Annotated in this window: 13 protein-coding genes; 1 reads left to right on the forward strand and 12 read right to left on the reverse strand. The window is 70.7% G+C overall.

The features are described 5' to 3' along the window. Positions 1 to 4: 4 nt before the first annotated feature. The 12 genes from AC1VM9_RS18480 to rpsA form a co-directional block, all read right to left on the reverse strand. Positions 5 to 388, reverse strand: a complete 384-nt coding sequence (locus AC1VM9_RS18480) for an MmcQ/YjbR family DNA-binding protein (RefSeq protein WP_481347154.1) — start codon at positions 386 to 388, stop codon at positions 5 to 7. Between the two features lie 4 nt (positions 389 to 392). Then, positions 393 to 2,504 carry an excinuclease ABC subunit UvrB gene (gene uvrB, locus AC1VM9_RS18485; protein WP_481343031.1) on the reverse strand — a complete coding sequence of 704 codons (2,112 nt, stop codon included), beginning with the start codon at positions 2,502 to 2,504 and terminating at the stop codon, positions 393 to 395. Positions 2,505 to 2,568: 64 nt separating this feature from the next. Beyond that, complete coding sequence (gene lplAB, locus AC1VM9_RS18490) at positions 2,569 to 3,618, reverse strand: lipoate-protein ligase LplAB (protein WP_483123658.1); 1,050 nt, start codon at positions 3,616 to 3,618, stop codon at positions 2,569 to 2,571. 102 nt (positions 3,619 to 3,720) lie between these two features. Next, entirely contained in the window at positions 3,721 to 4,920 is a 1,200-nt protein-coding gene (gene coaE / locus AC1VM9_RS18495) for a dephospho-CoA kinase (protein ID WP_483123660.1), read from the reverse strand. A 27-nt stretch (positions 4,921 to 4,947) separates the two neighbouring features. After that, positions 4,948 to 5,409, reverse strand: coding sequence for a PPOX class F420-dependent oxidoreductase (locus tag AC1VM9_RS18500; RefSeq protein WP_481343975.1), 462 nt, complete (start codon positions 5,407 to 5,409; stop codon positions 4,948 to 4,950). A 3-nt stretch (positions 5,410 to 5,412) separates the two neighbouring features. Then, positions 5,413 to 6,069, reverse strand: a complete 657-nt coding sequence (locus AC1VM9_RS18505) for a TetR/AcrR family transcriptional regulator (RefSeq protein ID WP_481347525.1) — start codon at positions 6,067 to 6,069, stop codon at positions 5,413 to 5,415. A 233-nt stretch (positions 6,070 to 6,302) separates the two neighbouring features. Beyond that, the gene (locus AC1VM9_RS18510) at positions 6,303 to 7,175 is read right to left on the reverse strand and encodes a glycerophosphodiester phosphodiesterase family protein (protein WP_483123661.1); all 873 of its coding nucleotides are present in this window, start codon (positions 7,173 to 7,175) and stop codon (positions 6,303 to 6,305) included. A gap of 7 nt (positions 7,176 to 7,182) precedes the next feature. Beyond that, positions 7,183 to 8,283 (reverse strand): ABC transporter ATP-binding protein, encoded by a 1,101-nt coding sequence (locus AC1VM9_RS18515; RefSeq protein WP_483123662.1) that lies wholly within the window; start codon positions 8,281 to 8,283, stop codon positions 7,183 to 7,185. 143 nt (positions 8,284 to 8,426) lie between these two features. After that, a complete protein-coding gene (locus AC1VM9_RS18520; RefSeq protein WP_483123664.1) occupies positions 8,427 to 9,743 on the reverse strand; it encodes an ABC transporter substrate-binding protein in 1,317 nt (438 codons plus the stop codon). 76 nt (positions 9,744 to 9,819) lie between these two features. Continuing rightward, positions 9,820 to 10,761, reverse strand: a complete 942-nt coding sequence (locus tag AC1VM9_RS18525) for a carbohydrate ABC transporter permease (RefSeq protein WP_481346474.1) — start codon at positions 10,759 to 10,761, stop codon at positions 9,820 to 9,822. After that, entirely contained in the window at positions 10,758 to 11,720 is a 963-nt protein-coding gene (locus AC1VM9_RS18530) for a carbohydrate ABC transporter permease (protein WP_481346475.1), read from the reverse strand. The genes AC1VM9_RS18525 and AC1VM9_RS18530 overlap by 4 nt, the downstream gene beginning before the upstream one ends. Positions 11,721 to 11,909: 189 nt before the next feature. After that, positions 11,910 to 13,397, reverse strand: coding sequence for a 30S ribosomal protein S1 (rpsA, locus tag AC1VM9_RS18535; protein WP_481346476.1), 1,488 nt, complete (start codon positions 13,395 to 13,397; stop codon positions 11,910 to 11,912). A gap of 172 nt (positions 13,398 to 13,569) precedes the next feature. Here rpsA and AC1VM9_RS18540 point away from each other — a divergent pair, with 172 nt between their 5' ends. Continuing rightward, positions 13,570 to 14,394, forward strand: coding sequence for a class I SAM-dependent methyltransferase (locus tag AC1VM9_RS18540; RefSeq protein WP_481340848.1), 825 nt, complete (start codon positions 13,570 to 13,572; stop codon positions 14,392 to 14,394). The last annotated feature ends 4 nt before the right edge of the window (positions 14,395 to 14,398 follow it).

Here is a 14,398-nt window from a genome sequence, read left to right on the forward strand (position 1 = left end):
ACGGTCAGGACGAGGCCGACGCGTCGGGGCGCTGGCGGCGCGGCAACCCGGCGACGACGAGCTCGTAGGAGATGTCGAGCGCCTCGAGGAGCTCGTCCTCGGCGATGGTGCCGTCGGTGCGCAGCGTGTTCCAGCCGTGCCGACCGATGTAGGCCATGACGGAGGCGTCGGCCGGGTGCCGGTGCAGCCACTCGTCCGCCTCCTCACGGTTGCGGGCGCACTTCACGCCGATGGAGTCCGCACCGAGGAAGGCGAAGATCTTGTCACCGACCTTGGCCACGGTGTCGCCCTCCCACGGGGAGTCCTCCCAGGCCCCCGGCTTGTTGAGCGCCTCGACGCGCAGCCGCGCGGCAACCGCGCCGCCACCACTCCCGGCCACGGTGCTCACGCCGTCACCGGGTGGCCGCGCTCATCTGGCGCAGCTCCTTCTTGAGATCGCCGAGCTCGTCGCGCAGCCGCGCCGCGAGCTCGAAGTGCAGCTCGGCGGCAGCCTGGTGCATTTGCTCCGTGAGCTCCTGGATGAGGCCGGCGAGGTCGGCCGCCGCCATGTCGGCCGGGCGCCTGGCCGACCCGGCGGAGACCCCGACGTCGGCCTGGACGGCGCCACGCCCACCACCGGTCTTGCCCCGCGACTGGGAGCGGCCCGAGCCGATGAGCTCGGCCGTGTCGGCGTCCTCACGGTTGAGCAGATCCGTGATGTCGGCGATCTTCTTGCGCAGCGGCTGCGGGTCGATGCCCTTCTCGGCGTTGTAGGCCAGCTGCTTCTCGCGCCGGCGGTTGGTCTCGTCGAGCGCCTCCTGCATCGAGGGCGTGATCGAGTCGGCGTACATGTGGACCTGGCCGGAGACGTTGCGGGCCGCACGACCGATCGTCTGGATGAGCGAGCGCGCGGACCGGAGGAAGCCCTCCTTGTCGGCGTCGAGGATCGACACGAGCGACACCTCGGGTAGGTCGAGACCCTCGCGGAGCAGGTTGATGCCGACGAGGACGTCGAAGACGCCGGTGCGCAGCTCGCGCAGCAGCTCGACGCGGCGCAGGGTGTCGACCTCGCTGTGCAGGTAGCGCACCCGGATGCCCTTGTCGAGCAGGTAGTCGGTGAGGTCCTCGGCCATCTTCTTGGTCAGGGTCGTGACGAGCACGCGTTCGTTGCGCTTGGTGCGCTCCTGGATCTCGTGCATGAGGTCGTCGATCTGGCCCTTGGTCGGCTTGAGGACGACCTCGGGGTCGACGAGCCCCGTCGGGCGGATGATCTGCTCGACCGGCGGACCTGACTTGGCCAGCTCGTACTCGCCGGGCGTGGCCGACAGGTAGATCGTCTGGCCGATGCGCTCGAGGAACTCCTCCCACTTGAGCGGGCGGTTGTCCATGGCGCTCGGCAGCCGGAAGCCGTGGTCGACGAGCATCCGCTTGCGCGACATGTCGCCCTCGTACATGGCACCGATCTGCGGGACGGTCTGGTGCGACTCGTCGATGACGAGGAGGAAGTCCTCCGGGAAGTAGTCGAGGAGGCAGTTCGGGGCCGAGCCCGGGCCCCGGCCGTCGATGTGGCGGCTGTAGTTCTCGATGCCGGAGCAGAACCCGACCTGCCGCATCATCTCGACGTCGTAGGTGGTGCGCATCCGCAACCGCTGGGCCTCGAGCAGCTTGCCCTGCTTCTCGAAACGGGCCAGCTGGTCCTCGAGCTCGAGCTCGATGCCGCGGATGGCGCGGTCCATCCGCTCCGGCCCGGCGACGTAGTGCGAGGCCGGGAAGACGTACATCTCCTGCTCCTCGTTGACGACCTCACCGGTCACCGGGTGCAGGGTGTAGATCCGTTCGACCTCGTCGCCGAAGAACTCGATGCGGATCGCGAGCTCCTCGTAGACCGGGATGATCTCGACCGTGTCGCCCCGGACGCGGAAGGTGCCGCGGGTGAAGGCGAGGTCGTTGCGCGTGTACTGCATCTCGACGAACCGCCGCAGCAGCTGGTCCCGCTCGATCTCCATGCCGACGCGCAGTCGGGCCATGCGGTCGACGTACTCCTGCGGCGTGCCGAGGCCGTAGATGCAGGACACCGACGCGACGACGATGACGTCGCGGCGGGTGAGCAGCGAGTTGGTGGCCGAGTGACGCAGCCGCTCGACCTCGTCGTTGACGGAGGAGTCCTTCTCGATGTACGTGTCCGTCTGCGGGATGTACGCCTCGGGCTGGTAGTAGTCGTAGTAGCTGACGAAGTACTCGACGGCGTTGTTCGGCAGCAGCTCGCGGAACTCGTTGGCCAGCTGCGCGGCGAGGGTCTTGTTCGGCGCCATGACGAGGGTCGGGCGCTGGACCTGCTCGATGAGCCAGGCCGTCGTCGCCGACTTGCCGGTGCCGGTGGCACCGAGCAGCACGACGTCCTGCTCCCCCGCCCTGACGCGTCGGGACAGCTCGGCGATGGCCGCCGGCTGGTCACCGCTCGGCCGGTACTCGGAGATGACCTCGAACGGGGCCACCGTGCGCTGGAGGTCGGTCGTCGGACGCATGGCTCAACCGTACGTCCGGGGACCGACAGCGCCCACACCCCGGGCCGCCGCGACGTCCACGCGGTCACGGCACACGGTTGGTCCACTCCGGCGTCGCGAACTTCTCGTCGACGAGCCGCTGCGCCTCGGCGAGCTCGGCCTGGGTGTAGTCCGAGGCCGTCGTGCGGTACCGGCGCGAGAACGACGCCGCGAAGGCGTCGAGGATCGCCGCGCGCGACAGCCCGGTCTGGCGGCGCATGGGGTCGACGCGCTTGTCGGCCGAGCGGTGGCCCTTGTCGCTCATCTTCTCGCGACCGATGCGCAGCACCTCCAGCATCTTGGCCGCGTCGATGTCGTAGGACATCGTCACGTGGTGCAGGACCGCACCGTTGGCGAACCGCTTCTGGGCGGCCCCGCCGATCTTGCCGGCCTCGCTGGCGATGTCGTTGAGCGGCACGAAGTGGGCCTTGACCCCGACCTCCTCGAGGGCACCGATGACCCACTCGTCGAGGAAGGAGTAGGACCGCTCGAAGCTGAGCCCCTCGACGAGCGAGCTCGGCACGACGAGCGAGTACGTGATGCAGTTGCCCGGCTCCATGAACATCGCGCCGCCGCCGGAGACCCGCCGCACGACGTCGATGCCGTGCCGGGCGGCACCCTCGGGGTCGACCTCGTTGCGGACCGACTGGAACGAGCCGATGACGACGAGCGGGCTGTCCCAGTCCCAGAACCGCAGCGTCGGCGGGCGCTCGCCGCTCGCGACCTCGTGGGCGATGACCTCGTCGAGCGCGACGTGCAGGGCTGGGTGCAGCACCCGCGGCGGGATGACGTCGAAGACGTGGTCGTCCCACCCGGCGGCCTTGCCGAGGGCCCGGCGCACGGCGATGCCGATGGCCTCGGGCGTGAACCCGACGAGCGCCACGGACCCGTCGAGGGCCGCCGTCACGGCCGAGGCCAGCCGCTCGACGCCGGCGTCGACCGGAAGCCCGGTCAGGGCCGCGTTGATGTCGCCCAGCGCCTCGTCGGGTTCGAGGAAGAAGTCGCCGGAGACGCTGACCGAGGCGAGCCGGCCGCCCGCCTCCTCGACGTCGACCGCGACGAGCTTGCCACCGGGGACCTTGTACTCACCACGCATGCCGTGGACAACACGGACACCCCGCCGTGTATGCCGCAGGGCGCCTCCGCGCACCCGAGCCCACCCCCAACCGGGCCCACGCCCGTCCGGCCCCGGGACCGGTCAGGGACGCCAGCCGGTGCGGCGGGCCCACGCCTCGGCACGGTGCCAGGCGCCCTCGAACCACGGCTCCTTCGCATCGACGTAGGCCGACGTGTCGTCGTCGAGCGCGAGGAGCCGGCGCTTCTCGGCGGCGTACGCGTCGCGCTCGGCCGGCTCGGCGCGCAGCCAGTCACGGAACAGCAGCGCGAAGCGCCAACCCGGCGAGCCGTGCTCGCGCACGTGGACCTGCACGACCTGGCCCGGGTCGCACCCGCCGGCGAAGCGCTTGGCCCAGGCCGACGCGTCGGCTCCTGCGGGGTGCGGGGTGTCGGCGTCGATGCCGTGGGCGACGACGTACCCGGCGTCGCGCAACGCCGTCCCGAAGGCCTCGCCGTCCGCGTCGGGAAGGTGCCGGACACCGACCTGGACGTCGATGACGTCCTTGGCCAGGAGCCCGGCCACGGAGGTCGACCCGACGTGCGACACCTCGGTGACGGCGCCGGTGCCGGCCAGGGCGGCGGCGAGGCGCGCGACGACGCGCTCGCCCCGGGCCTCCCAGTCGGCTCGCGGCTCGACCACGGCGCCACGGTCGGGGCGGCGGCTGCGCAGCCCGGCGGCGAGGTTGTCGGCCCAGGGCCGGAGGCGCTCGTGCCAGAGCCGGTCGACGGCGCCGGTCAGTGCCTCGGGCGACCCGGTGTTGTCGAGGAGCACGTCCGCGGCGACGCGTCGCTGCTCGTCGGTGGCCTGCGCGGCCATGCGGCGCCGGACGTCGTCGGCGTCGAGCCCACGCTGCTCGACGAGCCGTCGCACGCGCGTCTCCTCGTCGGCCTCGACGACGACGGACAGGTGCTCGTGCACCCAGAGGCCGCGCTCGACGAGCAGGGGCATGTCGTAGACGGACACCGCGTCCGGCGGCGCGTCCGCGCGCGACGCCGCGACACGTCGGACGATCGCCGGGCCGGTGATGGCGTCGAGCGCAGCCAGCTCGTCCGGGTCGGCGAAGACGACGGCGGCCAGGCCCGCCCGGTCGAGGGTGCCGTCGGCGCGGACGACGGCGTCGCCGAACCGCTGCCGGATCGCCTCGAGCGTCGGCCGTCCGGGCTGGACGACCTCGCGGGCCACGGCATCGGCATCGACGACGTGCGCGCCGAGCTCGCCGAGCCGCCGTGACACCGTCGACTTGCCCGACCCGATCCCTCCGGTGACCCCGACGCGCAGCACGGGGGCCAGCCTACGCAGGCCGGCCGGTCAGGCGAGGCGGGCGGGGAAGCCTCCCTTGGCGACCGGCCCCCACCGCGTCGGGGTGACCCGCAGCAGCGACTTGCCCTGGTCGCGCATGGCCCGGCGGTACTCGTCCCAGTCCGGGTGCTCGCCGGAGACCGAGCGGTAGTAGTCGACGAGGGGCTCGACGGAGTCGGGCACGTCGATGACCTCGCAGTCACCGTCGACCTGGATCCACTCGCCCCCGAAGTCGTCGGACAGCACGAGGACGGTGACCTCCGGGCGACGCCGGGCGTTGGTCGTCTTGGCCCGCTCGGGATAGGTCGAGATGACGATGCGCCCCCGCTCGTCGACCCCGCCGGTGACCGGCGAGGCCTGGGGGCGCCCGTCCGAGCGCGTGGTCACGAGGACCATCGAGTGGCGCGGACGGACGAAGTCGAGCATCCCCTCACGGTCGACGGTCGTGCTCGTCGCGATCTGGCGCGGCATCGGTCACTGCCCTCCTGTCCCGGCCCGGTCGAAGACGGCCACGAGCGCCTCGGCCAGCCAGGCGGCGTACATCTCGTGGGTCCACCCGCAGCGGCGGACGAACCGGTCGTAGATCTCGGGGGCCGTCAACGTCCACACGAGGTCGGTGAAGCATTCGCGGTCCAGGCCTCCGGGTAGGCCGTGGGTCTCCTCGAGGGCGTTGAGCGCGTTCGTGTTGCCCGCCCGGCGCTCCGCGTCGATCGTCGCGACGAACGCCTGCAGGCCGGTGTCGCCGCCCGCGCCCTGGGCGAGGATGACGCCGAGCAGCGGGCCCACGCGCTCGTAGATCGTCGCGCACAGGGCCGCGTACGCGCGGACGAAACCCTGGCGGTCGGGCGCGTCCGACATGGCGCGGAACTCCGGCCGGTCCTGCATGGCAACCGGCTCGTCGTCCCCGACGAGGAGCACGTCGTAGACGGCTTTGACGACGTCGGCCTTGCCGCCGATGGCGTTGTAGACGGTCTGGGCGCTGACCCCGGCGGTCGAGGCGAGCTGGCTGACCGACATCGCGTGGTACCCGTCGGCCAGGAGCATGCCCCGCGCGGCGTCGACGATGCGCCGCCGGGTTGCTCGGGCCGCCTGCGCCCGGGAGCTGTTGTCGTAGACCCGGTCTGTTGACATCTGCGCCCTTCGTGTGGATCATGAGTTTCGCTGGAACGGCGTTCCAGCGAATGGGTGGGGTCAGGGGTCCCCACCCATTCGCTGCGCTCACGCGTCCAACGGGGCCGACAGCGGCGACCTGTCGACGACCGAGTGTCCCACGGGACGCCCCGGCGACCGTCCGGGGCCCGGCCCATGGACGGGAGCGAGGGACCGTGCCGCACCAGTCGGCACGGTCCCTCGCCCGACGGCGCTCAGGTTCGCTCGGCCACCAGTGCGAGCGCACGGTCGGGGTAGTCCGACACGAGCCCGTCGACGCCCGCCGCGACGACGGCGCGGATGTGCTCCGGGTCGTTGACGGTCCAGGGCAGCACGGCCAGGTCGAGGTCGTGGGCCCGTGCGACGAGCGTCGCGTCGACGAGCACGTGCTCAGGCGACAGGACGTCCGCGCCGACCTCGGCGGCGCCGGCCGCGACGTCCTCGCCGTGCGCCGCGACGTCGACGCCACCGGTCCACGGGCTGCCCGGCACCCAGGTGACGCCGGACTCGACGAGGGCCGACCGGGCGACGTCCGGGGCCACCTCGCGGGCGCGCTCGAGGACCGACCAGTTGAACGAGTGCACGAAGCACCGCCGGTCGATGGCGAGGTCGTGGACGACGTCGAGCACGCCGTCGAGCAGCTCGTCGCGTCGCGCCGCCTCCGTGGGGTCGTTCGGGTCGACCTTGAGCTCGATCGTCCACCACACCTGCGGTGCGTGCTCGAGCCCGTGGCCCACGACCTCCCGCAGCGTCGAGACGCGGGCACCGGGGGCGGTCCGCTGGCCGGGGAAGCCCGGCAGGGCCCGGCTGCCGACGTCGACGGTCCGCAGCTGCTCGAGGGTGAGGTCGCCGACGCGTCGGCCGACGACGTCGGGGCCGGTGTCGACGCACTTGGCCGGCAGGAGCACCGGGTCGTGCCAGACCACGAGCTCGCCGTCGGCCGTGAGCCGCACGTCGAGCTCCACGCCCGAGACACCCGCCTCGAAGGCGGCCGTGAAGCTCGCCAGGGTGTTCTCGACGACGAGGCCCTTGGCGCCGCGGTGGCCCTCGACGTCGAAGCGGCCCGACTGCCACGGCCCTCGGCGCACGGTCACCTCACGGCCCGATCCGCTCGCCCGTCGACGCGTCGAAGAGGTGCACCTCCGAAGGGTTCGGGGCGACGTGGACGACGTCCCCGACGCCGAGATGGGTTCGCTTGTCGAGACGCACCGTGACGCGAGTGGCCTCCGGGCCGGCACCGACCGGCCGCCCGTAGACGAACGACTCGGAGCCGAGCGCCTCGACGAGCTCGACGTTGAGGCCGACCGACCCGCCGTTGGCATCGCGCGCGGAGGCCTCGACGACGTGCCACGACTCGGGACGCAGCCCCACGACGACCTTCTCCCGCGCCTGCGAGGCGAGGCTGCGCTCGACCGGGACCCGGACACCGAGGACGTCGGCGCTCGCCCCGTGCAGCGACGTCTCGACGAGGGTGATGGCCGGCGACCCGATGAACGAGGCGACGAACGTGTTCACCGGCGCGTCGTAGAGGCGCTCCGGGGTGTCGACCTGCTGGAGCCGGCCGTCGCGCAGCACCGCGACCCGGTGGCCCATCGTCATCGCCTCGACCTGGTCGTGGGTGACGTACACGGTCGTGATCCCGAGCCGGCGCTGCAGGCCGGCGATCTGCGAGCGGGTCGACACGCGCAGCTTGGCGTCGAGGTTGGACAGCGGCTCGTCCATGCAGAAGACCTTGGGGTTGCGCACGATGGCCCGGCCCATGGCCACCCGCTGGCGCTGGCCGCCCGACATCTGGCCCGGCTTGCGGTCGAGGAGCGTGTCGAGCTCGAGGATCCTGGCCGCCTCGGCGACGCGCTGCTTCGTCTCGGCCCGGCTCACCTTGGCGTTGTCGAGGGCGAAGGCCATGTTCTGGGCCGCCGTCATGTTCGGGTAGAGCGCGTAGCTCTGGAAGACCATCGCGATGTCGCGGTCCCGCGGGCGGACGCCCTTCTGGTCGTGGCCGTCGACGAGGACCCGACCGCCGTCGACGGGCTCGAGGCCGGCGAGCATCCGCAGCGTCGTCGACTTGCCGCAGCCGGACGGGCCGACGAGGACGAGGAACTCACCGTCGGCGATGTCGAGCGTGATGCCGTCGACCGCCGGGGCGTCGTCCTTGCTGAACCGACGAGTCGCCTCGTCGAAGTACACGGTTGCCATGACCGGCCTCTCGGGTGTCTCGGGTGTTTCGGTGTCTCGGGTTCGGGTCTCTCGAGTTCAGGGGCGTGCCGGCATGAGGAGCGTGCGGCGCCGCCGGACCACCCACCGACGACGGTGGGGCCCGGCGGCGCCGGCGCCACGCCTCAGGCGCCGAGCTTGCTCTTGATCTGGGTGTCGAAGACCTGCTGGCTCTCGGTGTCCAGGCCCTTGAAGACCGTCGCGACGTCCTGGCCCTGCACGACCTGGTCCAGCGCCTTGCCGATGCGGGCGCCGCCACCCGGCAGGAGCACGCGCACGTTGTCCTGCGACCGGGTCTTGGGCAGCTGCTCGATCGCCGTCTTCGCGTTCGGGTTCTTCTCGAGGAACGCCTTCTCCTCCGGCAGCTCCACGGCGGACTTGCGCACCGGCATGTACCCGGTCGCCTGCGTGAACGTCACGGTGTTCTGGGCGTTCGTGAGGAACTCGATGAACGTCAGGGCGTTCTTCTTGCGCGCGTCGGAGATCGTCGCCGGGATGCCGACACCCGCACCACCGGTCGGGCAGTTGCCGTCACCGGGCAGGAAGGCCGTTCCGACGTCGAACTTCGCGTCCTTGGCAACCCCGCCGAGCGACCCGGTCGACATCATGCTGCACGCGACGATGCCGGCCGTGAAGTCCGGGGCCGGGTCCTTCGAGAGCTTGAGGAAGCCCTGCTTGGCCAGGTTCTGCAGGTACTGCCCCGCCTTGACGGTGCCGGGGTCGGAGAAGGTGGGCGTCCAGTCCTTCGAGTAGGCCCCGCCGTAGTCCCAGACGATGTTCTGGAAGACCCAGTCGAGGTAGTTGGAGCCGTCGGGCAGCTCCATGACGATCTTGTCCGAACCGGCAGCGGCCTTGAGCTTCGGTGCCCACGTGAGGAACTCGTCCCAGTCCTTCGGCCCACGGTCCTCGAGACCGGCCGCCTTCCAGAGGTCCTTGTTGTAGTAGAAGAGCGGCGTCGACCGCGAGTACGGCAACGCGAAGTGCTTGTCGTCGAGGTTGTAGTCGTTGTAGAGCGAGTCGACGTAGTCGGACGTGTCGACCTTCGCCGCCGACAGGAGGTCGTCGAGCGGCGTGAGCTGCTTGTTGAGGGCGAAGTTGAACCACGTCACGTCCGAGACGACGACGACGTCGGGCAGCTGCCCGCCGGCGAGGGAGGCGTTGAACTTCTGCGCGACCTCCTCGTAGTTCTTGCCGGCGTCGACGAGCTTGACCTTGAGCCCGGCGTGCGCCTTCTCGAACGCCGCGATGATCTGCTGCTCGACCGGCTTGCTGTTTCCGGGATGGTTGCTCCAGAACTCGATGGTGTTGCTCGAGCCGCCGCCGTTGCCGCCGCTCGAGGGAGCCGTGCCGGTCCCTGCGCACGCGGCCAGACCTGCGACTCCGGCGATGCCGGCGATGCCGAGGAAGCCGCGCCGGGACAGGTCGCGTGAGAACTCGTTCATTCGTGAGGTGCCTTCCCTGTGGTGGTGTGGGATCCGTGGGGCCGGTGTCCGGCCGTGCGGGCTCGGCCCGAACCGCTCAGCTCTTGACCGCGCCGGCGGTGAGGCCCTTGATCATCTGCCGCTGGAGGAAGAGGAACAGGACGAGGATCGGCAGCATCGCGAGGACGGTGCCGGCCATGACCGGGCCCCAGTTGGTGACGCCGTCGTTGTTCTGCAGGAACGTCAGGCCGACCGGCAGCGGTGCGGTGCTCTCGTCGTCGGACATGAGGAACGGCCAGAGGTACTCGTTCCACTCGTTGACGACGGTGATGAGTGAGAAGGCGACGAGCGTCGGCCAGGACATCGGCATGACGACGCGCCACAACAGCTTCATCGGGCCGGCGCCGTCGAGGCGGGCCGCCTCGATGATCTCCCCCGGCAGGCTGAGGAACTGGTTGCGCATGAGGAAGGTGCCGAAGGCGACCCCGGCGAGCGGGATGATGATGCCCTGGAAGGTGTTTCGCCACCCGAGCTGTGCAACGAGGGCGTAGTTGCTGATGACCGTGATCTGGTTCGGCACCATGAGCGCCGCGATGACGACGAGGAAGACGACGCCGCGTCCGGGGAACCGCAGCAGGGACAGGGCGTAGGCGCTGAGCACGCCGAGGACGATCTTGGCCGCGGCGGTGGCCGAGGTGATGATGACCGAGTTGCGCACGTAGTCGAAGAACGGGATGCGCGTCGTGACGTCGTGGTAGTTCGCGCTCGTGGCCGGCCGGGGCCACCACTGCGCCGGACGCACGTAGATGTCACCGCGCTCCTTGAAGGAGGTGATGAGGATCCAGAAGAGCGGCACCGCGATGAAGAGGACGACGAGCACCATCCCGGCGTAGCCGAGCGCGGTCATGAGCGGTCCGCGGTGGTGGGCCGAGGTCTCGGTGCCGTGGGCCGCCTCCCGGCGGCGGCCTCGCCGGCCGAGTCCCCGTGTCGGGCGCACCTCGTCGTCGTCGACGGTGCCGATGATCGCCGGCGTGCTCATGGCGTGCGCCCCCTGTCCATGACCCTGACCTGGATGACGGTGATCGCGAGGAGGATGAGGAACATGACCGTCGCTACCGTGGCGCCGTACCCGGCGCGCTGGTTGACGAACGTCTCCTGGTACACCTGGTAGACGAGCGTGGTCGTGCCGTTGCCGGCGGGCCCTCCACGGGTCATGACGTTGATGATGTCGAAGACCTGGACGGAGTTGAGCAGCACGGTGATCGACAGGAAGAACGTCGTCGGCCGCAGCTGCGGCAGCAGGACGCGACGCAGGTGCGTCCAGGGCGACGCGCCGTCGATCTCGGCCGCCTCGTCGAGGTCCGCGCGCCGGCCCTGCAGGGCGGCGAGGTAGATGACGAAGGTGTAGCCGAGGTTCTTCCAGATGTAGGTGACGGTCACCATGAACAGCGCCCACCCGGGCTGCTGGTAGAAGTCGGGCACGGTGACCCCGAAGCGGGCCAGCAGGTCGCGGATCAGCCCGTAGTTCGGGTCGAAGACGAACTGGAAGGCGATGCCGATGGCGGCCCCGGAGATGACGAACGGGGCGAAGACGACCGAGCGCACGACGTTGCGGCCCTTGAGCCGCTGGTCGAGCAGCAGGGCGAAGGCGAGCCCGAGCGCCATCGAGATGCCGACGGTCGCCAGCGTGAACACGACGGTGTTGCGCAGGATGAGGCGGGTGTCGTCGCGGCCGAACCACTCGACGTAGTTGGCCAGGCCCACGCCGTTGGCGACCGGCGAGCTGATGTTCCAGTCGGTGAACGAGAGCCGGATGTTGTCGAGGAGCGGCCGGTAGGTGAAGACGACGAGGAGGACGAGGTTGGGCAGGAGCAGGAGCGCCGCCAGCGTCCACTCCCACGCCCTGCCGCTCGAGCGTCGCGGCGCCGGTCCGACCGGCTGGGGCGGACCCGCCGGTGCGCGCGGCTCGGTCGGTGTCTCTGTCGCCGGTGACTGCACCCCGTCAACGTAACCAAGCGGGGCGACGGATTGCGGCTTTGACGCGTCCGGTTTTCGGCCGGACGGTGAACGGTCGTGGTCCGACGCCGTGCCGCTGCCCCGGCGGCCGACGGACATGCGACGGGGCCCCGGACCGTGTGGTCCGGGGCCCCGTCGACGCGACAGCGTCGGTGGCGTCAGAGCGTCGGCTCAGTTGCCCGTCAGCTTCTCGCGGAGCGCCGCGAGAGCCTCGTCGGAGGCGAGGGTGCCCTCGGCGGGAGCCGGCGCGTTGCGCTGGTCGTCACCGTGCTGGTCACCGGTCGCCGACGAGTAGGACGTCGACGTGCCGGCGCCGGACGCAGCCTCGGCGTCGGCCTTGTGCGCGGCCTCGACCTGCGTCTTGTGGGCCTCCCAGCGAGCGTGGGCCTCGGCGTACTGCCGCTCCCACTTCTCGCGCTGGGCCTCGAAGCCCTCGAGCCACTCGTTCGTCTCCGGGTCGAAGCCCTCGGGGTACTTGTAGTTGCCCTGTTCGTCGTACTCGGCGGCCATGCCGTAGAGGGTCGGGTCGAACTCCGACACCGGGACCGACTCGTCGTTGGCCTGCTTGAGCGACAGCGAGATGCGACGGCGCTCGAGGTCGATGTCGATGACCTTGACGAAGATCTCGTCACCGACGTTGACGACCTGCTCGGGCAGCTCGACGTGGCGCTCGGCGAGCTCGGAGATGTGCACGAGGCCCTCGATGCCGTCCTCGACGCGGACGAACGCGCCGAACGGGACGAGCTTGGTGACCTTGCCCGGGACGACCTGGCCGATCGCGTGGGTCCGGGCGAAGTGCTGCCACGGGTCCTCCTGCGTCGCCTTGAGCGACAGGGAGACACGCTCGCGGTCCATGTCGACGTCGAGCACCTCGACGGTGACCTCGGTGCCGACCTCGACGACCTCGGACGGGTGGTCGATGTGCTTCCACGACAGCTCGGACACGTGGACGAGACCGTCGACGCCGCCGAGGTCCACGAACGCACCGAAGTTGACGATGGAGGACACGACGCCCTGACGGACCTGGCCCTTCTGGAGCTCCTTGAGGAACGTCGTGCGCACCTCGGACTGCGTCTGCTCGAGCCACGCACGGCGCGACAGGACCACGTTGTTGCGGTTCTTGTCGAGCTCGATGATCTTGGCCTCGATCTCCTTGCCGACGTAGGGCTGGAGGTCGCGGACGCGGCGCATCTCGACGAGGGAGGCCGGCAGGAAGCCGCGCAGGCCGATGTCGAGGATGAGGCCACCCTTGACGACCTCGATGACGGTGCCGGTGACGACGCCGTCCTCCTCCTTGATCTTCTCGATCGTGCCCCAGGCGCGCTCGTACTGGGCGCGCTTCTTGGACAGGATCAGGCGACCCTCCTTGTCCTCCTTCTGGAGGACAAGCGCCTCGACCTCGTCGCCGACGCCGACGATCTCGGACGGGTCGACGTCGTGCTTGATGCTCAGCTCGCGCGAGGGGATGACGCCCTCGGTCTTGTAGCCGATGTCGAGCAGGACCTCGTCCCGGTCGACCTTGACGATGCGACCCTCGACAATGTCGCCGTCGTTGAAGTCCTTGATGGTCGCGTCGATCGCGGCAAGGATGTCTTCCTGAGAGCCGATGTCGTTGATGGCGACCTCAGGAGCGGTCTTCTCGACCGTGTTGGCAGTCATGTAGTAGGAACTCCGATTGTGGACAGTTACGTTGGAGACCTCGCGGCGGTGAGCACCGGGCTCGGGGGCCTGAGGTCGTGTGGGCTGGTTCAACATTGAGCGCACACAGTCGTGTGCGCCCGGCAATCCTATCGGCGCTGTCAGCATCCGGTCAAAAGACAGGGAGCACCCGATGAGCACGCCCGGCGGCGTCCCGACCGAGGCCACCCGCCGCGCCGCGGACCCGGGCGAGACCGCCACCGCCAACCGCACCTGGTGGGACGCCGAGGCGCCCGGCTACCACGCCGAGCACGGCGCCTTCCTCGGCGACACCGACTTCGTCTGGGGCCCGGAGCGGCTGCGCGAGGAGGATGCGGGGCTGCTCGGCGACCCGGCCGGTCGCGACGTGCTCGAGATCGGCGCCGGCTCGGGCCAGTGCTCGCGGTGGCTCGCGACCCGTGGAGCCCGCGTCGTCGCGACCGACCTGTCGGCCGGCATGGTCGCGACGGGGCTGCGTGTCAACGGCACGCTCCCGCCGGACGCCCCTGAGCGCGTCCCGTTCGTCCAGTGCGACGGGCGCGCGCTGCCGTTCGCCGACGCGTCCTTCGACGTGGTGTTCACCGCCTACGGGGTCGTGCCGTTCGTCGCCGACTCCGACGTCGTCATGGCCGAGACGGCGCGCGTCCTGCGTCCTGGCGGGCGCTTCGTCTTCTCCACGACGCACCCGGTCCGCTGGGCCTTCCCCGACGACCCCGGGCCGCGCGGGCTCACCGCGATCCAGTCCTACTTCGACCGGACGCCCTACGTCGAGCAGGACGCCTCGGGCCGGGCCACCTACGTCGAGCACCACCGCACCCTGGGCGACCGCGTCCGCGAGATCGCGGCGGCGGGTCTGCGGCTGGTCGACGTCGTCGAGCCGGAGTGGCCGGACGGCCACGAGGAGCCGTGGGGCGGTTGGTCGCCCCTGCGCGGTCGGGTCCTGCCCGGCACCGCCGTCTTCGTCTGTGAACGCTCCTGACGTC

Source organism: Monashia sp. HAY1-11D (assembly GCF_056868035.1).